Raw genomic sequence first — 23,899 nt, forward strand, 5'->3', positions numbered from 1 at the left:
GGCTTTGCCGCGTGGGCACGGCCGGCCCCCGCCGGTCCGCACCCGCCCACGGCGATACGATGCCCCCACCCGCATCTCGTCGACCCCCGGAGGGAACATGGCAGGGGAACCGCAGGACGACTGTCTCTTCTGCAAGATCGTCGGCGGCCACCTCCCGGCGACGATCGTCCGCGAGACGGAGACGACCGTGGCGTTCCGGGACATAAACCCCCAGGCCCCCACCCACGTCCTGGTGATCCCCAAGGCGCACTACCCGGACGCGGCCACGCTCGCCGCCCGGGCACCGCAGCTCGCGGCCGACGTGCTGCGCGAGAGCCAGGCCATCGCCGACGAGGACAAGCTGGACAGCTACCGCATCGTCTTCAACACCGGCAGCGGCGCGGGCCAGACCGTCTTCCACGCCCACGCCCACGTCCTCGGCGGGCGCGGCCTCGAGTGGCCCCCCGGATAGGCCCGTCACCCGATGTCCGTACGTGAACTCGTCGTCCTCGGCACCGCGAGCCAGGTACCCACCCGGCACCGCAACCACAACGGCTACCTGCTGCGCTGGGACGGCGAGGGCATCCTCTTCGACCCCGGTGAGGGCACCCAGCGGCAGATGCTGCGCGCCGGGGTCGCCGCGCACGACATCGACCGCATCTGCGTCACCCACTTCCACGGCGACCACTCCCTCGGGCTCGCCGGGGTGATCCAGCGCATCAACCTCGACCGGGTCCCGCACCCGGTCACCGCGCACTTCCCGCGCTCCGGGCAGCGCTTCTTCGACCGGCTGCGGTACGCGACCGCCTACCGTGAGACCGTCGGCCTGACCGAGGCCCCGGTGGACGCCGACGGCGTCCTCGCGCACACCGCGTCGTACACCCTCGAGGCCCGCCGCCTCTCCCACCCCGTCGAGTCCTACGGCTACCGGCTCACCGAACCCGACGGCCGCCGTATCCTGCCCGACCGGCTCGCCGCGTACGGCATCCAGGGCCCCGACGTGGGCCGTATCCAGCGCGAGGGCGCGCTCGGCGGCGTCACCCTCGGCGACGTCAGCGAGCCGCGCCCCGGGCAGCGGTTCGCGTTCGTCATGGACACCCGTCTGTGCGACGGAGTCCCCGCGCTCGCCGAGGGCTGCGACCTGCTCGTCATCGAGTCCACCTTCCTCGACGAGGACGCCGGACTCGCCGAGGAGCACGGACATCTGACCGCCGGTCAGGCCGCCCGCGTCGCGCGGGACGCGGGCGTACGGCATCTCGTGCTCACCCACTTCAGCCAGCGCTACTCCGGGCCGGAGGAGTTCGAGCGGCAGGCGCGGGCCGCGGGCTACGCCGGCGAGCTGACCGTCGCCCACGATCTGCTGCGTGTCCCGGTTCCGAAGCGCAGCCAAAACACCCGTACGATGCTCTGATGCCCCTGCCCAAAGCTGAACTGCACCTCCATATCGAAGGCACACTCGAACCCGAGCTGGCCTTCGCACTCGCCGCGCGGGGCGGTGTGACGCTGCCCTACGCCGACACCGGCGCCCTGCGCGAGGCCTACCGGTTCGAGGACCTCCAGTCGTTCCTCGACCTGTACTACGAACTGATGGCCGTGCTGCGGACCGAGCGGGACTTCGCCGATCTCGCCGACGCCTACCTCACCCGCGCCGCCGCCCAGGGCGTACGGCACGCGGAGATCTTCTTCGACCCGCAGGCCCATCTGGCGCGCGGTGTCGCCATGGAGACCGTCGTCGAGGGGCTGTGGCGGGTCCTGGGCGACAGCGAGCGCACCCACGGCGTCTCCACCCGGCTCATCATGTGCTTCCTGCGCGACGAGTCCGCCGAGTCGGCCCTGCGGACCCTGGACGCCGCCAAGCCCTTCCTCGACCGGATCACCGGTGTCGGCCTCGACTCCGCCGAGGTCGGGCATCCGCCCGTGAAGTTCCGCGAGGTCTACGAGGCCGCCGCCGCGCTCGGGCTGCGCCGCGTCGCCCATGCCGGGGAGGAGGGGCCGCCGGAGTACATCACCGAGGCCCTCGACGTGCTCGGGGTGGAGCGCGTCGACCACGGGCTGCGGTGCCTGGAGGACCCGGCGCTGGTGGCGCGGCTGGTGCGGGAGCGCGTGCCGCTGACCCTGTGCCCGCTCTCCAACGTACGGCTGCGGGCCGTCGACACCATCGAGCGGCATCCGCTGCGGACGATGCTCGAGGCGGGGCTGCTGTGCACCGTCAACTCGGACGACCCCGCCTACTTCGGGGGGTACGCCGGGGACAACTTCGACGCGGTGCGCTCGGCGCTCGGCCTCGGCGAGGAGCGCCTGCGGGAACTGGCCCGGAACTCGTTCCTGGCGGCCTTCCTGGACGACGACGAGGCGCTGCGCGAGCGGTACCTGGCCGAGGTGGCGGCGTACTCGTTCGGCTGAGTCCAGCTGAGTCGGTCCAGCCGAGTTCGGCCGAGTTCGGCCGAGGAGCACGCGCCCGGCCGTGTGGCTTGTCCGTCCGGTGCGCCGTTGACGGCGACTGTTCGCGTATCTAGCCTCTGTTCCTGTATGTGGATGCTGGATGCCGTAGGGATTCCGTCAGCGCGCCCTGGAAGACGACCGCCGAGACCCTGGAGCCGCCCCGTGACCGCCGACCTCACGATTGCCGAGGCCCGGCTGACGCCGATCCTGGTCGCCGACCCGCCCCTGCTGAACACCCAGGGCGTCCACCAGCCGTACACGCCCCGGCTGATCGTGGAGATCGTCACCGCGGACGGCGTGACGGGTGTGGGGGAGACCTACGGCGACACCAAGTACCTCGAGCTGGCACGGCCGTTCGCCCGGTCACTGACAGGGCGGCGGGTCAGCGACCTGAACGGCCTCCACCAGCTTGCCGACCAGGTGGCCGTCGACCGGTCACGGGTGTCGGAGCGGGTCGACGTGGGCGGGCTGCGCGGCGTGCAGACCGCCGACAAGCTGCGGCTGTCCGTCCTCTCCGCCTTCGAGGTCGCCTGCCTCGACGCCCTCGGCAAGACGCTCGGCCTGCCCGTGCACACCCTGCTCGGCGGCAAGCTCCGCGACAGCGTCGAGTACAGCGCCTACCTCTTCTACCGCTGGGGCGCCCACCCCGCGGGCGTCACCGCCGAGAGCGACGACTGGGGACCCGCCCTCGACCCCGACGGGATCGTGGCGCAGGCGCGGCGGTTCACCGAGCGGTACGGGTTCACCTCCTTCAAGCTCAAGGGCGGTGTCTTCCCGCCCGACGAGGAGACCGCCGCCGTCCGCGCCCTCGCCGGGGCGTTCCCGGGGCGGCCGCTGCGGCTCGACCCCAACGGGGCCTGGTCCGTGGACACGTCCGTGAAGGTCGCGGACGCGCTGCGGGACGTCCTCGAGTACCTGGAGGACCCGGCGCTCGGCACCCCGGCGATGGCCGAGGTCGCGCTGCGCACCGACGTGCCGCTCGCGACCAACATGTGCGTGACGACGTTCCCGGAGATCGAGGAGGCCTTCGCGCGCCGTGCCGTCCAGGTGGTGCTCTCCGACCACCACTACTGGGGCGGACTGCGCAACACGCAGCAACTCGCCGCCGTCTGCCGCACGTTCGGGGTCGAGGTGTCCATGCACTCCAACACCCACCTCGGGATATCCCTCGCCGCGATGACCCATGTCGCCTCGACCGTGCCCGGCCTCAGGCACGCCTGCGACACCCACTACCCCTGGCAGCAGGAGGACGTCCTCACCGAGCGCGTCACCTTCGACGGCGGCCGCGTCACCGTCCCGGACGCACCCGGCCTCGGCGTCGAACTCGACCGCGACCGGCTGGAGTTCCTGCACCGCCGGTGGGCCGCCGACGACGGCTCGCTGCGCGACCGCGACGACGCGGCGGCCATGCGGGCCGCCGACCCGGAATGGGCCGCACCGTCCGTGCCCCGCTGGTAACCTCCTGTTCTCCCCGGGGCAGGCCCAGCTCCCCGGGACAGGTCCCGGTGCACTCCCTGCCGCTCCCGGCGACCGTCCGGCGCGGTCCGGGCGGCCCCGGCACGACCGCCGTACCCCCGCGGGCGGCGTGGTGCACACTGGCCTGAACCGCACCATCTGTCAGGAGTGCACGTGTCCGCGCCACAGGAAACCCACGGCTCCCGTACGCCCTCCCGGGTCTTCGGACCCGGTCCGGACGCCCTGCCGGTCGACCCCCTCGCGGACCTGCGCACCTCCGACGACCCGCCCTGCGACGTCTACCTCACCGGCACCGTCTTCCTCGACATCGTCTTCACCGGCCTCGACTCCGCCCCGGTGCGCGGCACCGAGTCCTGGGCGCGCGGCATGGGCTCCAGCCCCGGCGGCGTGGCCAACATGGCCACCGCGCTGGCCCGGCTCGGCCTGAGGACGTCCCTCGCGGCGGCCTTCGGCGACGACCACTACGGCGACTACTGCTGGGACGCCCTGGAACAGGGCGAGGGCATCGACCTCGTCCCGTCCCGCCGCGTGCCCGGCTGGCACAGCCCCGTCACCGTGTCCATGGCGTACGAGGGCGAACGCACGATGGTGTCGCACGGCCACGAGCCGCCGCCCGGCCCGGCCGCCCCGGTCTGCCCGCCGCGCGCCCGCGCCGCCGTCGCCTCGCTCACCCCGGGCCGGCGGGACCCCTGGGTCGCGCAGGCCGCCGCACGCGGCACCCGGATCTTCGGCGACGTCGGCTGGGACGACACCGGCGCCTGGGACCTGGCCGGGCTGCCCGATCTGGCGCACTGCGAGGCGTTCCTGCCCAACGCCGAGGAGGCCATGCGCTACACCGGCGCCGCCACCCCGCGCGCCGCCGCCCACGCGCTGACCGAACACGTCCCGCTCGCCGTGGTCACCCTGGGCGCGGAAGGCGCCTACGCCGTGGACCGCAGGACCGGCGAGAGCGCCGAGGTACCCGCGATCGAGGTCGAGGCCCTCGACCCGACCGGCGCCGGCGACGTGTTCGTGGCCGGTTTCGTCACCGGCACCCTGGCCGGCTGGCCGCTCGCCGACCGGCTCGCCTTCGCCGGGCTCACCGCCGCGCTGTCCGTGCAGGAGTTCGGCGGCTCCCTCTCCGCGCCGGGCTGGGCCGAGATCGGCGCCTGGTGGCGCAAGGTCCGCTCCCTCGCCGGCCAGGACCCGGCCGCGCTGGAGCGCTACGCCTTCCTCGCCGGGCTGGTCGCCAGCGAACCGGTCCGCCCGTGGCCGCTGCGGCGCGCGGTGCCGACGATCGGCTTCCGCACGCCGGTGTAGACCTACGGGGAACAGGAGCGGCGGACGGCGGGCCCGTCGGGAATCAGGAGCGGCTCAGAAGCCCAGGCGGCGCAGCTGCTTGGGGTCGCGCTGCCAGTCCTTCGCGACCTTCACATGCAGGTCGAGGAAGACCGGCGTGCCCAGCAGCGCCTCGATGTGCTTGCGGGACTTCATGCCGACCTCCTTCAGACGGCTGCCCTTGGGGCCGATGATGATCCCCTTCTGGCTGGACCGCTCGATGTAGAGGTTGGCGTGGATGTCGAGGAGGGGCTTGTCCGCGGGGCGGTCCTCGCGGGGCAGCATCTCCTCCACGACCACCGCGATGGAGTGCGGCAGCTCGTCCCGCACGCCCTCCAGCGCGGCCTCACGGATCAGCTCGGCCACCATGACCTGCTCGGGCTCGTCGGTCAGGTCGCCCTCGGGGTAGAGCATCGGCCCCTCCGGAAGGAGCGGGACCAGCAGGTCGGCCAGCAGATCCACCTGCTTGCCGCCGACCGCCGACACGGGGACGATCTCCGTCCACTCGAAACCCAGCTCCTTGCCGAGCAGGTCGATCGCGATCAGCTGCTCGGCGAGCGTCTTGGAGTCCACCAGATCGGTCTTGGTGACGACGGCGATCTTCGGGGTCTTCCGGATCCCGGCCAGCTCCTTGGCGATGAAGCGGTCACCGGGGCCGAGCTTCTCGTTCGCGGGCAGGCAGAAGCCGATCACGTCGACCTCGGCCCACGTGGTGCGCACCACGTCGTTCAGCCGCTCGCCCAGCAGGGTGCGCGGCTTGTGCAGGCCGGGGGTGTCGACCAGGATCAGCTGCGCGTCCGGCCGGTGCACGATGCCCCGTACCGTGTGCCGCGTGGTCTGGGGGCGGTTGGAGGTGATCGCCACCTTCTGCCCGACCAGAGCGTTCGTCAGGGTGGACTTGCCCGCGTTGGGCCGGCCCACGAAACAGGCGAAACCCGCCCGGTGGACCGCCTCGGCCGGCTGCTCGGAAGTCTGGCTGCGCACGCTCATGCCGCCCATTGTCCCTGATGTCACGGGCTCCCCCGGACAAGAGCCCACCGGCCCCTTGCGCACCGGCGGCGCGAGGGCCCGCCGACCTCGTGCGCACCCGTCGGCCGGGAGCCCGCCGGCCCGCCGCGCGGCGGGCCCCGGCAGGCCCGGGTGGTGAGCTTCCGCACACCGCGCGGTGAGATCCCGGAAACCCGTCCGCAATGAAACGCGGCGGAAACATCCCCGTACGCGACAGGAAACGCGCGCCGGTGACCCTCGGACGAGCCCCCTCCCGGTTGGAGTGACCGTGACCCTCGCCGCCGCGCACCTGGACACCGGCGACACCGCCTGGCTGCTCGCCGCCACCGCCCTGGTCCTGCTGATGACCCCGGGCCTCGCCCTCTTCTACGGCGGCATGGTCCGCACGAAGAGCGTCCTCAACATGCTGATGATGAGCTTCGTGTCCATCGCCCTGGTCACGGTGGTGTGGCTGGCGGCCGGCTACTCGCTCGCCTTCGGCGCCGACGCCGGCGACGGCCTGATCGGCACCCTGGCGCACGCCGGGATGAGCGGCATCGGCCCGCACAGCGTGACGGGCACCGTCCCCACCCTGCTGTTCGCCTCCTTCCAGCTCACCTTCGCGATCGTCACCGCCGCCCTGATCAGCGGCGCGGTCGCCGACCGGGCGAAGTTCACGGGGTGGCTGGTCTTCGTGCCCGTGTGGACACTCCTCGTATACGTTCCGGTCGCCCACTGGGTCTGGGGCCCCGGCGGCTGGATCCTGCACGACCTCGGCGCCGTCGACTTCGCCGGCGGACTGCCCGTCGAGATCACCTCCGGCGCCTCCGGGCTCGCGCTCTGCCTGGTCCTCGGACCGCGGCTCGGGTTCAAGAAGGACGCCATGCGTCCGCACAACCTGCCGATGGTGGTGCTCGGCGCGGGACTGCTGTGGTTCGGCTGGTTCGGCTTCAACGCGGGCTCCGCCCTGCACGCCGACGGCCTCGCCGCCGCCTCCTTCCTCAACACCCTCGCCGCGGGCTGCACCGGGCTGCTGGGCTGGCTCTTCGTCGAGCAGAAACGTGACGGCCACCCCACCACCCTGGGTGCCGCGTCCGGCGCGGTCGCGGGTCTCGTCGCCATCACCCCGGCCTGCGGCGTGGTCTCCCTGCTCGGCGCGCTCGTCGTCGGGCTCGCCGCCGGGGTCGTCTGCTCGTACGCGGTGAGCTGGAAGTTCAGGCTGAACTACGACGACTCCCTCGACGTCGTCGGCGTCCACCTGGTCGGCGGCGTCGTCGGCACCCTCCTCATCGGCCTGTTCGCCACCGCCGCCATGACCGGCCACGCCGACGGCCTCCTCTACGGCGGCGGGCTCGCCCCGCTCGGGCGGCAGCTGGTGGCGGTGCTCGCCGTGGCGGCGTACGCGTTCGCGATGACGTACGGCATCGGGCGGGTGCTCGACCGGGTGGTGGGCCTGCGGGCGGACGAGGAGCACGAGTACACCGGTCTGGACCTTACGGTGCACGCCGAGACGGCCTACGATCACGGGGTCCTGGGGCACGGTGCCCCGGTCGGCGCCTCCGCCGCCCACGCGGTCCCGTCCCTCACCCAGAAGGTCACGCCCCCGGCATGAAACTCATCACCGCGATCGTCAAGCCGCACCGCCTCGACGCGGTCAAGACCGCCCTCCAGGAGCTCGGCGTGCACGGCCTGACCGTCTCCGAGGCCAGCGGCTACGGCCGTCAGCGCGGCCACACCGAGGTCTACCGCGGCGCCGAGTACCGCGTCGACCTCGTGCCCAAGGTCCGGATCGAGGTCGTCGTCTCCGACGCGGACGGCGAGGACGTCATCGACGCGATCGTCAGGGCCGCGCAGACGGGGAAGATCGGGGACGGGAAGGTGTGGGCGCTGCCCGTCGAGACGGTCGTACGGGTACGGACCGGCGAACGCGGCCCCGACGCCCTCTGAACGGCCGCGCCACCAGGCGCCGGAACGCCGTCAGGGGCCGCCCGCCGCTCCGGCGGGCCCGCACCAGCAGCGCCCCGGCGGCCACCCCCGCGGCGAACACCACCGCCACCACCAGCCACGGCAGCGCCAGGAACGACGCGCCGCCCGATTCCCGGGTGCCCTTCGCGCGCGCCGTCAGTGTGACGTCGGCCCGGTCCAGCTGGGGCGCCCCGTGCCACGGCTCGCTGAGCCGGACCCGCTGGCCCGGCAGCAGTTCGGCGGGGACGCGGGTCAGGTGCCGGGCCAGCAGCGTCCGGCCGAACAGGCCCCGTGCCCTGAGCTCCACCACCGGACCGAGGGTGACGTTGCCGGTGTTGTGCAGGGTGTAGGAGATCGTCGCGGTGCTGGCACCGAGGCCGGGCACCAGGGGCTGGTGGTGGCTGACGCGCACGTTCTCCACAGCGATCGCGGGCACCGCGGGCCCGCCGACCTTGAGGTAGACCCGGGCGCCGACGGCCCGCTGCACGCCGAGCGCCAGGGAGCCGCCGCCCTTGCCGACCCGCTCGTCGAGCGCGACGATCGCCCCCGGATGGTCGCCCGGTTCGGCGCCCTCGGGCACCTTCAGCGTGAAGGGCACGGTGACCGACCCGTGCCCGGGGACCGTCACCCGGGACTTCGCGGGCCGCGCCCACGCGCCCACGCCCCGCATCCGCTCCTTCGCCGTACGCACCGCGAACCCGCCGTCGCGGGCGGTGTTGTAGGCGTCGGCGGCGTAGAGCCGGAAGGTCAGGGGCCGGGCCGTCCTGTTGGCGACGACCACCTTGTCCTCGAGGGTCTGGCCGGGATCGGCGGAGAGGTAGAAGTACGGCCGCGCGGCGACGGCGGAGGCGGCGGGGTAGACCGACCAGCTCCCGTTGTCCGCGGCGCGGGCGGGAACGGCGGCCACCACCGGCAGGAGCAGCAGCGACAGAAGCGGCACGGACCGGAGCAGGAACTGGAGCGGTGCGGGGAGGACGTACGGCTTGCGCATGGGTGCGGACCCCTGTGGACGTCGCGACGGGTGCGGCGGTGCCGGGGCGGACGGGCGGGTGCGGGCCGGTGGGCCGGCCGCCCGGCCGCCCGGCACGACGGCGTTGCGGACGGTGCGTCGTGCACGGTGCGGACGGTGCGGTGCGGACGGTGCGGTGCGGACGGTGCGGTGCCGTCAGGTGAGCGTGAGCGTCAGCACGCCGGAGTACGACCCCGGAGGTGTGAACGCCGGTACGTCCAGCGAGAGCCGGGCGTCCGCCGTGAACTCACCGCCGGTGAGCGCGCCGTTGGGCGTCGAGGCGAGGGTCGCCCCCGAACTGCCCACCGGGCCCGCGGAACCGGCCTGACAGGTGCTCGGGCTGCCCGCCTTCGTACCGCAGGCAGGCGTCCAGCTGAGCTTCCCGGCATCGATCGTGGCGCCGGGACCGCTGAAGTCGGTGACCTTGCCGGTCAGGGACCAGCCCGCGGGCCCACCGCGGAAGTCCTTGACCGTCACCGTCTGCAGACTCCCGGTGGAGGCCCCGCCCTGGCCGAAGTCGACCGCCGAGAGGGAGACGGCGTCCCCGGCCTGGGACATGGACAGCGTCCCCGCCTTCACGGTGGTGGTCAGCCGCTGGCTCCCGGCGGGCACCGGGGTGTCGTCGACGACGGTGTACGCGGCGGGTCCCGCGCCCTTGGCGTCGCTCCACGCGGCGCCCTCGTACGCCACGATCCCCGTCGTGCTCCTGTCGTTGACGGTGAGCGCACCGCTGAAGGTGCCCGTGGACGTGGCGGTCACCGTCGCCGTGTCCGCGGTCTGGGTCGCCCCGGACCGCCCGGCGAGGGTGACGGTGGCACCCGGCGTGAAGTCGCTGCCGGTGACGGTCACACTGTCACCGGGCTTGCCGGAGGCCGAACCGAGACTGATGGCACGGGTGTTGGGCTGCGTCGCGTCGGTCGCCGTGATGCTCTCGGAGACCGGTGCGGGCGGGTTCGTCACCGTGCACGGGGTGTCCAGCTCCAGGATGTAGCTGGTGTGGATGTTGTAGTCACCGGGCGAGAGCGTGATCGTGCCCGCGTGGGTGACGGTGAACGTCCCGGTCATCGAGAAGGAGGGGAAGACCCCCTTGCCCGGCACCGGGTCGTTCTTCTTGGGCCCGGTGACCGTGACGTCGCCGCTCTGCGCGCCGCCGAGGGCCACCGTGCCGGTGGGCGTCATGATGTCGGCCGGCAGGGCCAGATCGGTGGGATTGTTGGCGGCGGGCTTGACCACCGTGTAGGTCACGGTGACCGTGTCGCCCACCTTGGCGTTCTCCTTGTCCACCGAGATGTTCGCGGTGGTGGTGCCGTCGATCGGCGGCAGACCCGCGATCGCCGGCGGGATGCAGTGCGTCGCGTAGTCCACGTCGGTGCCCGTCGCGCCGGCCGGACAGGCCAGCGCGCCGTTCGCCGTGACCGCGAGGACGGCCGCGCCGAGCAGCGGTATCAGACGCCGTCTTCGGGATCCCCTGGACCTCCAGGGGGTCCGACCCTTCGAACCCATCCTTGCCCCCTCCTGAAGGGATGCGTGCGCAGCGGCTCTTCTGCGCCCAGGCAGGGGGCCATTGATGTGGAGCCGGGGTGAGAAGTCAAGGGAGATGCGGCAGGAGAACTGACGGATCATCAGATCGATGGCCGTCTCACGTTCTCCTGCCGCATCGGGGAGGCGCGGTGCGGTGGGGCCGGGGATCAGAACACGAACGGACCCGGCGACTGGGCGGCGTTCGCCGTACAGGTGACGGTGATGCCGAAGATCACCATCTTCAGCGAGCCGCCGTGCATGTCCAGGCTGTCGCCGGCGGCCACGGTGCCGGGGAGCGGGCCGACGGTGACCGCGGAACCGGCGGCCATGGCCGGGTTCACGGTCCCGCTGAAGACGGACGTGCCGCCGCTCGCCTTGGCCATGGTGAGCGTGGACGCGATCGAGTTGGCCGACAGCGCGAGCGGAGTGGTGATCGCCGTCGAGGAGAGGGTGAGGGTGGCCGAGGTGCCGCTCTGGGTGGCCGTGAGGGTGGCGCTGCCGCCGCCGAAGAGACCGCAGCTCGCCGTGACGGTGGCGGACGTCGGGCTGACGGCTGCCGCCGTGGGGGCGAACGCGAGGCCGGTGACCGCGAGGGCCCCCGCCGCAAGTGCCGCACCTGTTGCGATTCGCTTGCTTTTCATAGGGGTTGGAGCTCCCTTCCCGTGTCGGGACTGCCATGTGGGGGGTGGCGGGAGTGGCGTACCGGCGGGACGTCCGCGGCAGGTGGGTGCGGTCACGCTGCGCGCGGGTGCGGGTTTCTGACGGCCCGTCGGATCCGCCGGTCCCCATTGATGCGCGGGGGACCGGCTACGGCAAGGACGAAATCAGGCCGACCTGTGCGAGGGCGCCACGGGCGGTTCAGCCGGGTTCCGGATGCCGGTGCACCGGGGTTCCGGTGCCGGGTCAATCGGCGCTGACGGTCTTCCGTACCACGCCGTCCGGGCCGGCCAGCAGCACCGGTGTCCCGGCCCCGCCGAGGTCCCGTACGACCGCCAGGTCCGCCTCGGCGGCGCCGTCGGCCTCCGTCACCACGGCCGCGGCCTCCAGCGAGGTGGCACCGGACGCCACCGCCATCGCCACCGCGGTCTGCAGGGCGCTCAGCCGCAGCGAGGGGAGGGCGACGCTGCCGGCGACATAGGTGCGCCCCGTCTCGTCGCGGACGGCCGCGCCCTCCGGCACGTGGTTGCGTGCGCGGGCCGAGCGGGCGAGGGTGACGATCTTGCGGTCCTCGGGGTCGAGTGCGTTGCTGTCGGTCATGAGCCGAGGATACGGGGGCCTCCGGCCGCGGGGCGGGTGCGGGTGCGCCGTGGTCGGCCGCACCCGCGCGGCGGAGCCGCAGGCCGGCTCGGTTCTGCACCCCCCGGCGGCCTGCGTGCCGCACCCCGCGCCGGTCACGGGCGGTCGAGGCGCAGGCGTTCCGCCCTCGGCAGGCCCGCGACGACGAGGTCGTAGGAGTCCTCGATCAGTTCGCGGAGCAGCCGGTCGGGGAGGGCGCCGTCCGCCGTGACCGTGTTCCAGTGGCGTTTGTTCATGTGGTACCCCGGCACGATCAGGCCCTGGTGCTCGTCGCGCAGCCGTACCGCGTCCTCCGGGTCGCACTTGAGGTTGACCGTGAGGGGCCGCGCCGACAGGCCCGTCAGGGCGAACATCTTGCCCAGCACCTTGAACACGGACGTCTCGGGGTTGAAGGGGAAGTCCTCCTGCGCCGCGTTGAAGGACAGACAGAACGCCCGCAGCTCCTGGGGTGTCACGGTGCCTCCCGTTCCCTCTCCCGCTCCCGTGCCCGTTCCCGGCCCGGGTCGCCGTCCGCCGTGTCCGGCTCCGCGGGGACGACCGGCTCCACCAGCACGGTCACGATCTTGTTCCGGCGTCCCGCCGCGGCCTCCGCCGTCAGCCGCAGCTCCCGCCCGTCGGGCAGTTCCACGACGGCCGACGCCCCCGCGATGGGCACCCGGCCCAGCGCCTTGGCCAGCAGCCCGCCGACGGTCTCCACGTCCTCGTCGTCGTACTCCTCGAACCCGTACAGCTCGCCGAGGTCGGTGATGTCGAGACGGGCGGTGACCCGGTGCCGGTCCTCGCCCAGCTCCACCACGGGCGGCAGCTCGCGGTCGTACTCGTCGGTGATCTCGCCGACGATCTCCTCGAGGATGTCCTCGATGGTCACGATGCCGGCCGTGCCGCCGTACTCGTCGATGACGACGGCGACGTGGTTGCGCTCCTTCTGCATCTCGCGCAGCAGGTCACCGGCGTTCTTGGTGTCCGGTACGAAGAACGCGGGCCGCATCGCCGTGGACACCAGGTCCGACTCGGCCTCGCGGCTGATGTGCGTCCGGCGGACGAGGTCCTTCAGATAGACGATCCCGACGATGTCGTCCTCGCTCTCGCCGGTGACCGGGATCCGCGAGAAACCCGAGCGCAGGGCGAGGGTGAGGGCCTGGCGGATCGTCTTGTAGCGCTCGATCACCACCAGGTCGGTGCGCGGCACCATGACCTCCCGCACCAGGGTGTCGCCGAGCTCGAAGACCGAGTGCACCATACGGCGCTCGTCGTCCTCGATCAGCGACTCCTTCTCCGCGAGGTCCACCATCGCGCGCAGCTCCGCCTCCGAGGCGAACGGGCCGCGCCGGAAGCCCTTGCCGGGGGTGAGCGCGTTGCCTAGGAGGATCAGCAGCGAGGGGATCGGGCCCATCACCCGGGCCAGCGGCAGCAGCACGTACGCCGCTGCGGTCGCCGTGTTCAGCGGGTGCTGGCGGCCGATGGTGCGCGGGGAGACGCCGACGGCGACGTACGACACCAGGACCATCACACCGAGCGCGGCGAGCAGCGCCTGCCAGGTGCTGTGGATCTCCTTCAGACAGGCGTACGTGACCAGTGCCGCCGCCGCCATCTCGCACATGACGCGGACCAGCAGCGCCACGTTGAGGTAGCGCGTCGGGTCGGCGGCGACCTGGGCCAGCTTCGCGGCGCCGCGGCGGCCGGATCTGACCGCCTCCTCGGCCCGGAAGCTGGAGACCCGGGCCAGGCCCGCCTCCGCGCAGGCGGCGAGCCAGGCGACGACGATCAGCAGGACCGCGCCGGTGATCAGCTGGGGGCTCATGACACGGTCGGCGCCGGGGAGGGGCCCGTGACGCCCCGCTCCTCGCGCCAGCCGTCCACGATGGCCGCCTGAAGGCCGAACATCTCGGCCTTCTCGTCGGGCTCCTCGTGGTCGTAGCCCAGCAGGTGCAGCACTCCGTGGACGGTGAGCAGCTGGAGCTCCTCGTCCATGGAGTGCCGCGTCGGGGCGTCCGCGCCCTGCTGCGTGGCGACCTCCGGGCACAGCACGATGTCGCCGAGCAGGCCCTGCGGCGGCTCGTCGTCGTCCTTCGACGGCGGACGCAGTTCGTCCATCGGGAAGGACAGCACATCGGTGGGGCCGGGCAGGTCCATCCACTGGATGTGCAGCTGCTCCATGGCGTCGGCGTCCACCACGATCACCGAGAGCTCGGAGAGCGGGTGGATGCGCATCCTGGCGAGGGCGTAGCGGGCGATGTCGAGGATCGCCTGCTCGTCGACCTCGGTTCCGGACTCGTTGTTGACGTCGATCGACATGAGGCTGCGCTTGTCTACTTCCCCTTGTGCCCGGCCCTGCCCCGGCCGCCCTGGTGCTGCGTGCCGTTCTGCGTGCCGTGCTGGCTGTCGTACTGCTCGTACGCGTCGACGATACGGCCCACCAGCTTGTGCCGTACGACGTCGTGGGACGTCAGCCGGGAGAAGTGGACGTCGTCGAGCCCCTCCAGGATGTCCTGGACCTGCCGCAGCCCGGACTTCGTCCCCGAGGGCAGGTCGACCTGGGTCACGTCACCGGTGACGACGATCTTCGAGTCGAACCCGAGCCGGGTGAGGAACATCTTCATCTGCTCGGCGCTGGTGTTCTGCGCCTCGTCCAGGATGATGAAGGCGTCGTTCAGGGTCCGGCCGCGCATGTACGCCAGCGGGGCCACCTCGATCGTCCCCGCCGCCATCAGCCGCGGGATCGAGTCCGGGTCCAGCATGTCGTGCAGCGCGTCGTACAGGGGCCGCAGATAGGGGTCGATCTTCTCGTAGAGGGTGCCCGGCAGGAAGCCCAGCCGCTCCCCGGCCTCCACGGCCGGCCGGGTCAGGATGATCCGGTTGACCTGCTTGGACTGGAGGGCCTGGACCGCCTTGGCCATGGCCAGATACGTCTTGCCGGTACCGGCGGGGCCGATGCCGAACACGATCGTGTGCTTGTCGATCGCGTCGACGTAGCGCTTCTGGTTGAGCGTCTTGGGGCGGATGGTGCGGCCGCGGGAGGACAGGATGTTCTGCGTCAGTACCTCGGCCGGGGTCTCCTGGCCGTCGTTCGTCCCGTTCCCGCTCGCCCTGAGCATGGCGATCGAGCGTTCCACCGCGTCCTCCGTCATCGGCTGCCCGGTGCGCAGCACCAGCATCATCTCGTCGAACAGCCGCTGGACGAGCGTGACCTCCGCCGCGTCGCCGACCGCGCTGATCTCATTGCCCCGGACGTGGATGTCGGCCGCCGGGAAGGCCTTCTCGATGACGCGCAGCAGGGAGTCGCCTGATCCCAGCACGGTGACCATCGGATGCTGGGCTGGAACCGTGAACTGCGCTCTCGCCTGCCCCTGAGCAGGGGTGCGGGCTGTGGGTGTCTGAGTCATGGGCCGGCGCTGAAGGCCTGCGGTTCCTCCTCGTCACGGCCGCACCTCCGAGGAACGGCCTCGCGTTTCCCAGAGTACGACGGGGGAGGGACATCGCCGTAGGACTTTTCCCCGTCCGGGTGCGGGCCCTCGCGCGGCGGCTCAGCGCTGGGTGCGCAGGAAGTCCCGGTACCACCCGTACGACGCCTTCGGGGTGCGGGCCAGCGTGCCGAAGTCGACATGGACCAGGCCGAAGCGGCGGGTGTAGCCCTCGGCCCATTCGAAGTTGTCCAGGAGGGACCAGACGAAGTAGCCGCGCACGTCCACGCCCGCCTCCAGGGCGCGGTGCAGGGCGCGGAGGTGGCCGTCGAGGTAGGCGATCCGGTCCTGGTCGTCCAGGCCGTCGCCGGAGCAGCCGTTCTCGGTGATGACGACCGGCGGGAGGCGGTCGCCGTAGCGGTCCCGGAAGCCGGTCAGCAGCTCGGTGAGACCCTCCGGGACCACCGGCCAGCCGAAGTCGGTGACCGGGACGCCCTCGATGTCCAGGACGGTGAAGGGGAGTTCGGCGGGCAGGGTGAGGCCGCCGAACTCGATCTCCGTGCCCTGCGGGGCGCCGACCCGGGTGGGGGCGTAGTAGTTCACGCCGTAGAAGTCGAGGGGTTCGGAGATCACCTCCAGGTCCGCCGTCACGTCGCCCGGCATCAGGTCGCCCAGGCCCGCCGGGTACGCGCCGAGGAGGAGCGGGTCCGCGAACAGGCGGTTCAGCAGGGTGTCGTAGAAGTCGGCGGCCTCGATGTCCGCGCGGTCGCCGGACGCCGGCCAGGTCGGACCGTGGCTGTTGGCGATGCCGATGTCCGCGGCGCCGGACGCGCGCAGGGCCCGTACCGCCAGGCCGTGGGCGAGGAGCTGGTGGTGGGCGGCGGGGAGGGCGTCGAAGAGGAGCCGCCCGCCGGGGGCGTGGGCGCCGAGGGCGTGGCCGAGGAGGGTGTGCTCGGCGGGTTCGTTGAGGGTGATCCACCGGGTGATCCGGTCGCCGAGGCGGGCGGCGACGCGGGAGACGTGGTCGGCGAAGCGGGACGCCGTGTCGCGGTCCAGCCAGTCCAGTCCGGCCGGGAGGTCCCAGTGGTAGAGGGTGGGGACCGGGCGGACGCCGGCCGCGCAGAGCTCGTCGGTCAGGCGGTCGTAGAAGTCCAGGCCGCCGGGGGAGGCGGCCCTCGGCCAGGAGACCGAGAAGCGGTACGCGTTCACCCCGAGGTCCGCCAGCAGGGCGACGTCCTCCCGGTAGCGGTGGTAGTGGTCGCAGGCCACCGCCGCCGTGCTGCCGTCCTTCACCCGGCCCGGCGCGGCGGTGAAGGTGTCCCACACGGACGGTTCACGCAGGTCGGCGGCGCCCTCGATCTGGTGGGCCGAGGTCGACACGCCCCACAGGAAGCCGTCCGGGAAGCGGGGCGGGGCGGTCCGGGACGCGTACGGGTCAGTCGGCATGGGCGGATCATCCGTACCCCCGGTGACGGAAGTCAACGCCCCTGCGTCACCTACGCGTTACGTGCCCCGGACGCCCCCTCACGCACCCTCCCGCAGCACTCTGGAGATCAGCTCCCGCTGTGCCTCGGTGAGGTGCGGGTCGGCCGCGTAGAACGTCCGGCCGTCGACCGTGACGCGGTAGCCGAAGCCGTCCGGGACCCCGGCCGGCGGGGTGGGCGAACCGGCCGCCAGCGCCCGCCCGGCCAGTTCCTGCCAGGCGCGGGCGTCGGGGCGCCCCGAGGTGTCCACCTCGGCGCGCCGCTCGATACCCGCGAACCCGCCCGTACGCCGCACTTCGATACGCATGGATACCTGTCTAGTACGGGACGGTGCACCGTGCCACGGCGCCTGCCCGCGGCGCTCCGGCACGGTGCGCGCTCCCACGGTGGGCCGCTGCTACTTGGTGTGGACCTTGACCTGCTCCCAGGCCTTCAGCACGGCCTGCGACTCCGTGCCCTCCCCGTAACGGGCCTTGGCGGCCGCCGCGGTGAGCTTGGCGAAGTCGGCGAAGGAGGCGTCCTTCCTCAGCTTGCCGCCGGTCAGCACGTCGTACCAGATCTGGCCCGCCCGCTCCCAGGCGTGGCCGCCGAGTTCGGCCGCGACCAGGTAGAACGCGTGGTTGGGGATGCCGGAGTTGAGGTGGACGCCGCCGTTGTCCCGGCCGGTCCGCACATAGCCGTCCATGGTGGCGGGCTGCGGGTCCTTGCCGAGGACGTCGTCGTCGTAGGCGGTGCCCGGCGCCTTCATGGAGCGCAGGGCGACCCCGGTGACGCGCGGGGCGAGCAGCCCGGCGCCGATCAGCCAGTCGGCCTCGGCGGCTGTCTGGCCGAGCGCGTACTGCTTGATCAGCGAGCCGAAGACGTCGGACAGCGACTCGTTGAGCGCGCCGGGCTGCCCGAAGTAGGTGAGGTTGGCGGTGTACTGCGTGACGCCGTGGGTGAGCTCGTGGCCGATCACGTCGACGGGGATGGTGAAGTCGAGGAAGATCTCGTTGTCGCCGTCGCCGAACACCATCTGCTCGCCGTTCCAGAAGGCGTTGTCGTAGTTCTCGCCGAAGTGGACGCTGGCGTCGAGCGGCAGGCCCTGGCCGTCGATGGAGTCCCGGCCGTAGACCTTCCGGTAGAGCTCGAAGGTGGCGCCGAGCCCGTTGTAGGCGCGGTTGACGGTGGCGTCCTGGCCGGGCTCGGAGCCCTCGGCGCGGACCTCGCTGCCGGGCAGGTTCTGCGTGTGCCCGGCGTCGTAGATCGTGCGCCGCGGGCGGCCCCCGTCGCCGGCGCCCGGTGCCGCGAGGGCGGTCGCGCCGATCACCGTGGTCAGGCGGCGGTGGGTGCGCTGGTAGGCGTCGTGCTCCAGGGACGCGCGGGCGGGGCCGGACACGGCCGGGTCGTCCTGCTGGGCGAGCTGGTCGAGGACGTGGGGCGGGACGATCGTGCAGAAGACGGGCTCGAAGCCCCCGTTGGTCGTCATGCACCGCACCTTGGCACTGGGCTATCCCGCTGTCACTACCGGCCATCATGATTGATGAAAAAACCGGACATTTGACATGCGTCTGTGATGGAGAGTGGTATGGCGCACGTTTTGTCCTGTTGGTCCGCGCGGTCCCGCATACTGATACGGAACCGCGCACCGGGCGCGGCTCGGCTAGGCTGCGGAGCATCATGCGTTTCGGGCTGCTTCTCCTTAGCTGCCGCGGCGAGGGCCTGTAGTCGTAGGCCGACCCCCTCCCCGCGGAGCTCGGTGTTGCCTCGTCGGCCGTTCCCGTCGGACACCGTCCCCATCGGACGGCCGGTCCCACCGGTCACGCCGGACACCCCGAGGAGCCCACGCAATCATGGCGAACCGCCAGCAGCCCAGTTCCATGCCGATCCACAAGTACGGCCGGTACGAGCAGGTAGACATCCCGGACCGCACCTGGCCGGCCAACCGGATCACCGTCGCCCCCCGCTGGCTCTCCACCGACCTGCGCGACGGCAACCAGGCCCTGATCGACCCGATGTCGCCCGAGCGCAAGCGCCGGATGTTCGACCAGCTGGTCGCGATGGGCTACAAGGAGATCGAGGTCGGCTTCCCGGCCTCCGGCCAGACCGACTTCGACTTCGTGCGCTCCATCGTCGAGGAAGAGGGCGCGATCCCGGACGACGTCACGATCTCCGTGCTGACCCAGGCCCGTGAGGACCTGATCGAGCGGACCGTCGAGTCCCTGAAGGGCGCCCGGCGCGCCGTCGTCCACCTCTACAACGCCACCGCGCCGGTCTTCCGCCGGGTGGTCTTCCGCGGCTCCAAGGACGACATCAAGCAGATCGCCGTCGACGGCACCCGCCTGGTGATGGAGTACGCCGAGAAACTGCTGGGCCCCGAGACCGAGTTCGGCTACCAGTACAGCCCCGAGATCTTCACCGACACCGAGCTGGACTTCGCCCTGGAGGTCTGCGAGGCGGTCATGGACGTCTGGCAGCCCGGTCCGGGCCGCGAGATCATCCTCAACCTGCCCGCCACGGTGGAGCGTTCGACGCCGTCCACGCACGCCGACCGCTTCGAGTGGATGGGCCGCAACCTGTCCCGCCGTGAGCACGTCTGCCTGTCGATCCACCCGCACAACGACCGCGGCACCGCCGTCGCCGCCGCCGAACTGGCCCTGATGGCCGGCGCCGACCGCGTCGAGGGCTGCCTGTTCGGGCAGGGCGAGCGCACCGGCAACGTCGACCTGGTCACCCTGGGCATGAACCTGTTCTCGCAGGGCGTCGACCCGCAGATCGACTTCTCCGACATCGACGAGATCCGCCGTACGTGGGAGTACTGCAACCAGATGGAGGTCCACCCGCGCCACCCGTACGTGGGCGACCTGGTCTACACGTCCTTCTCCGGCTCCCACCAGGACGCCATCAAGAAGGGCTTCGACGCCATGGAGGCCGACGCGAGGGCCAAGGGGGTCACCGTCGACGACCTGGAGTGGGCGGTGCCCTACCTGCCCATCGACCCGAAGGACGTCGGCCGCTCCTACGAGGCCGTCATCCGCGTCAACTCCCAGTCCGGCAAGGGCGGCATCGCGTACGTCCTGAAGAACGACCACAAGCTGGACCTGCCGCGCCGGATGCAGATCGAGTTCTCGAAGATCATCCAGGCCAAGACCGACGCCGAGGGCGGCGAGGTCGCGCCGAAGGACATCTGGGCGGCCTTCGAGGACGAGTACCTGCCGAACCCGGACAACGCGTGGGGCCGGATCCAGGTCCGCACCGGCCAGTCCACCACCGACACCGACGGCGTCGACACCCTGACCGTCCAGGCCACCGTGGACGGCGAGGACACGGTGCTGACCGGCTCCGGCAACGGCCCGATCTCCGCCTTCTTCGACGCGCTGGGCTCCATCGGCGTCGACGTACGGCTGCTGGACTACCAGGAGCACACGATGAGCGAGGGCGCCCACGCCCAGGCCGCCTCCTACATCGAATGCGCCATCGACGACAAGGTGCTGTGGGGCATCGGCATCGACGCGAACACGACGCGTGCCTCGCTGAAGGCGGTCGTGTCGGCGGTCAACCGCGCCTCCCGCTGATCTCGTAGTCACCCGTTCCGACCTGGTGCTTCAGGGCCCCGGCCGCCTCGCACGGCGGCCGGGGCCCGGTCGTCCACCGGCCGCCTCGGGCGGGCAGGTCACGGAAAGGTCTCCCCGGGGTAATGACTCCACGCCGTCCCTGTGGCTAACATCACGCAAGCGCGGCGATGTTGCCGCGGGGTTACGGAGGTGCGACGTGCTGCCAGTCCGGGGACGAAACGGCCGTGCCGCCAGGCGCGCCCGCATCCTGGGGACCCGCACCGCGTGGACGCCGGTCGGCGACGGTGAGTTCTTCTGCCCCGGCTGCGGAGGCGACCGCAACTACCAGCGCCTCACCGGCCGCCGCCGCTTCACCCTGCTGGGCGTGCCCCTGGTGCCGCGCGGGGTGACGGGACCGGTCGTCGAGTGCGCCGCCTGCGCCCACCACTACGGCGCCGACGTCCTCGACCACCCCACCACCGGCCGCTTCTCCGCGATGCTGCGCGACGCCGTGCACACCGTCGCCCTCGCCGTGCTGGCCGCGGGCGGCGCCTGCGCCCGTACGTCACTGGAGGCGGCGGTGATCACGGTCCGCGCCGCCGGCTTCCCCGACTGCACGGAGGAACAGCTCGGCGCCCTGGTCCAGGCGCTCGCCGCGGACGACGGCCGCATCTTCGACCACCCGTCCGGAGCAAGCCTCGCCATCGAACTGCACGAGGCCCTCGACCCGCTCGCCCCGCACCTCGCCCCCGCGGGCCGCGAGGCGGTCCTCCTCCAGGGCGCCCGCATCGCCCTCGCCGACGGGCCCTACACCCCCGCCGAGCGCGACGTCCTCGCGACCGTGGGCGCCGCCCTCACCCTCTGCTCCACCGACGTCACCCGCCTGCTGGCCGCCGCCCGCACCCCCTCGTGACCCGGCCCCGTGTCCTGGCGGACGCGGGGCCGGCGGGCACGCCCGGCACCGGTCCTGCCGGTGCCGGCGTCTCCGGAACGGCGGATGCCGGTGCGGTCGGTCTTGTCGGATCGGAGCGGGCGGTGGCCGGTGTCGGTGGCCGGGGCGGTGCCGATCCCCGCTGGTGAGGCCCCGGCCGGTGCCGCGGCTTTCCGCGGGGTGGCGGCCCTCCTGCCCCGGTCCGTGCCGGCGTAGCCGGAGTGGCGGGGGCGGTGGGCGGGGAGCATCCGACGGTGATCCGCCTCAGCCGTACCTCCCTGCGCCGCGCCCTCCTCGGCGCCGCCGTGCTCGCCGCCCCGCTCGGCACCACGGCCACCGCCGCCCACGCCGACGGCGGCTGCACGTCCTCGGTGCCGTACACCGCGGGCAGCGGCGGCTACGACACCTACCGCATCCCCGCCGCCGTCACCACGGCCCGCGGCACCGTGCTCGCCTTCGCCGAGGGCCGCCACGACAGCGCCGGGGACACCGGCGACATCGACGTCGTGCTGCGCCGCTCCACCGACGGCGGCTGCACCTGGGGCCCTCAGCAGGTCGTCGCCGCCGGGAACGGCGACACCCGGGGCAACCCGGCGCCGGTGGTCGATCCGCGCACCGGCGCCATCGTGCTGCTGACCAGCTACAACAGCGGCGCGGTCACCGAGGCGCAGATCATGCGCGGCGAGGTCACCCCGGAGCAGAGCCGCCGGGTGTTCGTCCAGCGCAGCACCGACGACGGCCGGCACTTCACCCCGCCCCGCGACATCACCGCCGAGGCCAAGCCCGCCGGCTGGCGCTGGTACGCCACCGGTCCCGGGCACGCCGTCGCCCTCACCCGGGGCCCGCACGCGGGGCGCCTGGTGGTGCCCTGCGACCACTCCGCCGCCCCGCCGCCCGGCTCGCCCGACACCGGCCAGGAGGCCCGCTGGTACGGCGCCCACGCCCTCTACAGCGACGACGGCGGCCGCACCTGGCGGCTGGGCCTCACCGACACCACCTACGACGGCCTCGACAACGCCAACGAGTCCTCCGCCGCCGAACTCCCCGACGGCAGGATCTACTTCAGCGCCCGCGACCAGAACGGCGGCAACCCCGGCAACCGCCTCGACAGCTACTCCGCCGACGGGGGCCGGACCCTGGAGCGCCCCTTCAGGGCGCAGCCCACGCCGGCGGACGTCCCGGTCGTCCAGGGCAGCGTCCTCCAGCTCCCGCACGGCCCGCTGCTGTTCTCCGCCCCCTCGGTGCCCACGGCCCGCCGCGCCATGGCGATCTGGACCAGCACCGACTCCGGCGCCACCTTCACCAAGGCCCTGACCCTCTCCGACCGGCGCGCCGCCTACTCCGACCTCGTCCCCGTCGACCACCGCACCACCGGCATCCTCTACGAGACCGGCACGACGGGAACGTACGAGACGATCGAGTTCCGCCGCCTGCGACCGGCCGACCTCACGAGCGGCACCGCGTAGGCAACGGGGCAGGGGGGCAGTGGGGCAGCGGGGCGACGGGGGTCCGGGGGCGCAGCCCCCGGGGACGGGAACGGGAAGGGGCGGCTGGGGCGAGAACCGTCGCGCCCCAGCCGGACCGGACCTAGAGCAGCCCCGCCGCCGCCAGGTACTTGCCCACCCGTTCCACCTCCTCCGGAGACAGCGGCACCTGAGGCTCCGCAGTCGCCGGACAGGCGATGACGCCCCGCAGCCGCAGCGCCGCCTTGAACGCGCCCAGCGCCGACGAACTGCCGCCCATCCGGGCCGGATCACCGACACCGGTCAGCCCGAACAGCGCGCACAGCCGCTCCTGTTCGGCCCGCGCGCCCGCCAGGTCGCCCTCGGCGCACAGCCGCAGGAGACGGACGTAGCCGTCGGGGTCGACGTTGGCCAGGCCCGGCACGGCGCCGTGCGCGCCCAGCGCCATCGCGACGTCGACGACGACCTCGGAGCCGGTCAGCACCGTGAAGCCGGACAGGCCGGCGCGGTCACGGGCGCCCGTGACCAGCTCCCGGAAGGCCGCGACGTCACCGCTGGAGTCCTTCACGCCGGCCAGCACGCCCTCCTCGGCGAGGTCCAGCACCAGGCCGACGGGCAGTTTGCCGCCGACGGCGACCGGGATGTCGTAGGCCACCACCGGGACGGGTGAGGCCGCCGCGACGAGCCGGTAGTGGCGGGCGATCTCCGCCGGGTGGGTGCGGGTGTAGAAGGGCGCGGTCACCACGACCGCGTCGGCGCCCGCCGCCGAGACCGCCGCGACATGGTCCAGCACCCGTGGCGTGGTCATGTCGATGGCACCGGCCAGCACCGGCACCCGGCCCGCCACATGAGCGGTCACCGACTCCACCACCAGCCCGCGCTGCCGGTCGGTGAGGTACGCGGCCTCGGACGACGAGCCCAGCACGAACAGCCCGCTCACCCCGGCCGTGACCAGGTGGTCGACCAGCCGGAGCAGGGAGGGGACGTCCACCTCGCGGTCCGGGGTCAGGGGTGTGCAGACGGGCGGGACGACGCCGGTGAGCGGGGCGGGCAGCGACATCATGGCTCCTTCGGGTCACGGGTCCGTCCGATGCA

23 protein-coding genes are annotated in these 23,899 nt (G+C 72.6%); 10 read left to right on the top strand and 13 right to left on the bottom strand.

Translation table 11 applies throughout. The annotated features are described in order from the left end of the window. Positions 1–97 precede the first annotated feature (97 nt). The 5 genes from ABZ862_RS35125 to ABZ862_RS35145 all read left to right on the top strand — a co-directional run bounded on the left by ABZ862_RS35125 (position 98) and on the right by ABZ862_RS35145 (position 5,196). Positions 98–451: a histidine triad nucleotide-binding protein gene (locus ABZ862_RS35125; RefSeq protein ID WP_360967532.1), complete on the top strand. Its 354-nt coding sequence runs from the start codon at positions 98–100 to the stop codon at positions 449–451. Positions 452–463: 12 nt separating this feature from the next. Further along, on the top strand, positions 464–1,390 hold the full coding sequence (locus ABZ862_RS35130) for a ribonuclease Z (RefSeq protein ID WP_360967535.1): 927 nt from the start codon (positions 464–466) through the stop codon (positions 1,388–1,390). After that, complete coding sequence (locus ABZ862_RS35135) at positions 1,390–2,382, top strand: adenosine deaminase (RefSeq protein ID WP_360967537.1); 993 nt, start codon at positions 1,390–1,392, stop codon at positions 2,380–2,382. The genes ABZ862_RS35130 and ABZ862_RS35135 overlap by 1 nt, the downstream gene beginning before the upstream one ends. A gap of 201 nt (positions 2,383–2,583) precedes the next feature. Beyond that, the gene (locus ABZ862_RS35140) at positions 2,584–3,879 is read left to right on the top strand and encodes a glucarate dehydratase family protein (protein ID WP_360967540.1); all 1,296 of its coding nucleotides are present in this window, start codon (positions 2,584–2,586) and stop codon (positions 3,877–3,879) included. A gap of 240 nt (positions 3,880–4,119) precedes the next feature. Beyond that, complete coding sequence (locus ABZ862_RS35145; RefSeq protein ID WP_360967636.1) at positions 4,120–5,196, top strand: PfkB family carbohydrate kinase; 1,077 nt, start codon at positions 4,120–4,122, stop codon at positions 5,194–5,196. 54 nt (positions 5,197–5,250) lie between these two features. On the opposite strand, the gene era is transcribed toward ABZ862_RS35145, so the two are convergent. After that, positions 5,251–6,204: a GTPase Era gene (gene era, locus ABZ862_RS35150; protein ID WP_360967543.1), complete on the bottom strand. Its 954-nt coding sequence runs from the start codon at positions 6,202–6,204 to the stop codon at positions 5,251–5,253. Between the two features lie 286 nt (positions 6,205–6,490). On the opposite strand from era, the gene ABZ862_RS35155 reads away from it, so the two are divergent. Together ABZ862_RS35155 and ABZ862_RS35160 are read left to right on the top strand one after the other, a co-directional pair. After that, positions 6,491–7,813: an ammonium transporter gene (locus tag ABZ862_RS35155; protein ID WP_360967546.1), complete on the top strand. Its 1,323-nt coding sequence runs from the start codon at positions 6,491–6,493 to the stop codon at positions 7,811–7,813. After that, on the top strand, positions 7,810–8,148 hold the full coding sequence (locus tag ABZ862_RS35160) for a P-II family nitrogen regulator (RefSeq protein WP_360967549.1): 339 nt from the start codon (positions 7,810–7,812) through the stop codon (positions 8,146–8,148). Before ABZ862_RS35155 ends, ABZ862_RS35160 begins: the two co-directional genes overlap by 4 nt. On the opposite strand, the gene ABZ862_RS35165 is transcribed toward ABZ862_RS35160, so the two are convergent. The 11 genes from ABZ862_RS35165 to ABZ862_RS35215 all read right to left on the bottom strand — a co-directional run bounded on the left by ABZ862_RS35165 (position 8,042) and on the right by ABZ862_RS35215 (position 18,345). Then, positions 8,042–9,157: a DUF916 domain-containing protein gene (locus ABZ862_RS35165; RefSeq protein ID WP_360967551.1), complete on the bottom strand. Its 1,116-nt coding sequence runs from the start codon at positions 9,155–9,157 to the stop codon at positions 8,042–8,044. The genes ABZ862_RS35160 and ABZ862_RS35165 overlap by 107 nt on opposite strands. Before the next feature lie 174 nt (positions 9,158–9,331). Then, the gene (locus tag ABZ862_RS35170) at positions 9,332–10,678 is read right to left on the bottom strand and encodes a beta-xylosidase (protein WP_360967554.1); all 1,347 of its coding nucleotides are present in this window, start codon (positions 10,676–10,678) and stop codon (positions 9,332–9,334) included. 185 nt (positions 10,679–10,863) lie between these two features. Further along, positions 10,864–11,337, bottom strand: coding sequence for a hypothetical protein (locus tag ABZ862_RS35175; RefSeq protein ID WP_360967557.1), 474 nt, complete (start codon positions 11,335–11,337; stop codon positions 10,864–10,866). Between the two features lie 262 nt (positions 11,338–11,599). Next, the gene (locus tag ABZ862_RS35180) at positions 11,600–11,953 is read right to left on the bottom strand and encodes a cytidine deaminase (protein WP_360967560.1); all 354 of its coding nucleotides are present in this window, start codon (positions 11,951–11,953) and stop codon (positions 11,600–11,602) included. Positions 11,954–12,087: 134 nt separating this feature from the next. Further along, positions 12,088–12,447 carry an MmcQ/YjbR family DNA-binding protein gene (locus ABZ862_RS35185; RefSeq protein ID WP_360967563.1) on the bottom strand — a complete coding sequence of 120 codons (360 nt, stop codon included), beginning with the start codon at positions 12,445–12,447 and terminating at the stop codon, positions 12,088–12,090. Next, positions 12,444–13,793, bottom strand: coding sequence for a hemolysin family protein (locus tag ABZ862_RS35190; protein WP_360967566.1), 1,350 nt, complete (start codon positions 13,791–13,793; stop codon positions 12,444–12,446). Before ABZ862_RS35190 ends, ABZ862_RS35185 begins: the two co-directional genes overlap by 4 nt. After that, positions 13,790–14,287 (bottom strand): rRNA maturation RNase YbeY, encoded by a 498-nt coding sequence (gene ybeY, locus ABZ862_RS35195; protein WP_360967569.1) that lies wholly within the window; start codon positions 14,285–14,287, stop codon positions 13,790–13,792. Before ybeY ends, ABZ862_RS35190 begins: the two co-directional genes overlap by 4 nt. A 14-nt stretch (positions 14,288–14,301) precedes the next feature. Then, entirely contained in the window at positions 14,302–15,375 is a 1,074-nt protein-coding gene (locus ABZ862_RS35200) for a PhoH family protein (RefSeq protein WP_360967572.1), read from the bottom strand. 141 nt (positions 15,376–15,516) lie between these two features. Then, positions 15,517–16,839 carry a GH1 family beta-glucosidase gene (locus ABZ862_RS35205; protein WP_360967575.1) on the bottom strand — a complete coding sequence of 441 codons (1,323 nt, stop codon included), beginning with the start codon at positions 16,837–16,839 and terminating at the stop codon, positions 15,517–15,519. Between the two features lie 78 nt (positions 16,840–16,917). After that, positions 16,918–17,184 carry a protealysin inhibitor emfourin gene (locus tag ABZ862_RS35210; RefSeq protein ID WP_360967578.1) on the bottom strand — a complete coding sequence of 89 codons (267 nt, stop codon included), beginning with the start codon at positions 17,182–17,184 and terminating at the stop codon, positions 16,918–16,920. 90 nt (positions 17,185–17,274) lie between these two features. After that, positions 17,275–18,345 carry a M4 family metallopeptidase gene (locus ABZ862_RS35215; RefSeq protein ID WP_360967581.1) on the bottom strand — a complete coding sequence of 357 codons (1,071 nt, stop codon included), beginning with the start codon at positions 18,343–18,345 and terminating at the stop codon, positions 17,275–17,277. A 364-nt stretch (positions 18,346–18,709) separates the two neighbouring features. On the opposite strand from ABZ862_RS35215, the gene leuA reads away from it, so the two are divergent. From leuA to ABZ862_RS35230, 3 genes are all read left to right on the top strand, one after another. Then, positions 18,710–20,431, top strand: coding sequence for a 2-isopropylmalate synthase (gene leuA / locus ABZ862_RS35220; RefSeq protein WP_360967584.1), 1,722 nt, complete (start codon positions 18,710–18,712; stop codon positions 20,429–20,431). Between the two features lie 196 nt (positions 20,432–20,627). Beyond that, positions 20,628–21,323: a TerB family tellurite resistance protein gene (locus ABZ862_RS35225; protein ID WP_360967587.1), complete on the top strand. Its 696-nt coding sequence runs from the start codon at positions 20,628–20,630 to the stop codon at positions 21,321–21,323. 323 nt (positions 21,324–21,646) lie between these two features. Further along, positions 21,647–22,807: a sialidase family protein gene (locus ABZ862_RS35230; RefSeq protein ID WP_360967638.1), complete on the top strand. Its 1,161-nt coding sequence runs from the start codon at positions 21,647–21,649 to the stop codon at positions 22,805–22,807. Between the two features lie 121 nt (positions 22,808–22,928). On the opposite strand, the gene ABZ862_RS35235 is transcribed toward ABZ862_RS35230, so the two are convergent. Then, positions 22,929–23,864, bottom strand: coding sequence for a dihydrodipicolinate synthase family protein (locus ABZ862_RS35235; protein WP_360967641.1), 936 nt, complete (start codon positions 23,862–23,864; stop codon positions 22,929–22,931). Between the last annotated feature and the right edge of the window lie 35 nt (positions 23,865–23,899).

It is taken from the genome of Streptomyces sp. NPDC047000, assembly GCF_040644295.1.
Classification (GTDB): Bacteria; Actinomycetota; Actinomycetes; order Streptomycetales; family Streptomycetaceae; genus Streptomyces.

Bases quoted from the DNA above. Each gene is read 5' to 3' on its own strand.
- ABZ862_RS35130 (WP_360967535.1), top strand. From the start codon at position 464: ATGTCCGTACGTGAACTCGTCGTCCTCGGCACCGCGAGCCAGGTACCC.
- era (WP_360967543.1), bottom strand. From the start codon at position 6,204: ATGAGCGTGCGCAGCCAGACTTCCGAGCAGCCGGCCGAGGCGGTCCAC.
- ABZ862_RS35235 (WP_360967641.1), bottom strand. From the start codon at position 23,864: ATGTCGCTGCCCGCCCCGCTCACCGGCGTCGTCCCGCCCGTCTGCACA.
- ABZ862_RS35205 (WP_360967575.1), bottom strand. From the start codon at position 16,839: ATGCCGACTGACCCGTACGCGTCCCGGACCGCCCCGCCCCGCTTCCCG.
- ABZ862_RS35170 (WP_360967554.1), bottom strand. From the start codon at position 10,678: ATGGGTTCGAAGGGTCGGACCCCCTGGAGGTCCAGGGGATCCCGAAGA.
- ABZ862_RS35215 (WP_360967581.1), bottom strand. From the start codon at position 18,345: ATGACGACCAACGGGGGCTTCGAGCCCGTCTTCTGCACGATCGTCCCG.
- ABZ862_RS35180 (WP_360967560.1), bottom strand. From the start codon at position 11,953: ATGACCGACAGCAACGCACTCGACCCCGAGGACCGCAAGATCGTCACC.
- ybeY (WP_360967569.1), bottom strand. From the start codon at position 14,287: ATGTCGATCGACGTCAACAACGAGTCCGGAACCGAGGTCGACGAGCAG.
- ABZ862_RS35200 (WP_360967572.1), bottom strand. From the start codon at position 15,375: ATGACTCAGACACCCACAGCCCGCACCCCTGCTCAGGGGCAGGCGAGA.
- ABZ862_RS35210 (WP_360967578.1), bottom strand. From the start codon at position 17,184: ATGCGTATCGAAGTGCGGCGTACGGGCGGGTTCGCGGGTATCGAGCGG.
- ABZ862_RS35175 (WP_360967557.1), bottom strand. From the start codon at position 11,337: ATGAAAAGCAAGCGAATCGCAACAGGTGCGGCACTTGCGGCGGGGGCC.
- ABZ862_RS35135 (WP_360967537.1), top strand. From the start codon at position 1,390: ATGCCCCTGCCCAAAGCTGAACTGCACCTCCATATCGAAGGCACACTC.
- ABZ862_RS35160 (WP_360967549.1), top strand. From the start codon at position 7,810: ATGAAACTCATCACCGCGATCGTCAAGCCGCACCGCCTCGACGCGGTC.
- ABZ862_RS35165 (WP_360967551.1), bottom strand. From the start codon at position 9,157: ATGCGCAAGCCGTACGTCCTCCCCGCACCGCTCCAGTTCCTGCTCCGG.
- ABZ862_RS35125 (WP_360967532.1), top strand. From the start codon at position 98: ATGGCAGGGGAACCGCAGGACGACTGTCTCTTCTGCAAGATCGTCGGC.
- leuA (WP_360967584.1), top strand. From the start codon at position 18,710: ATGGCGAACCGCCAGCAGCCCAGTTCCATGCCGATCCACAAGTACGGC.
- ABZ862_RS35190 (WP_360967566.1), bottom strand. From the start codon at position 13,793: ATGAGCCCCCAGCTGATCACCGGCGCGGTCCTGCTGATCGTCGTCGCC.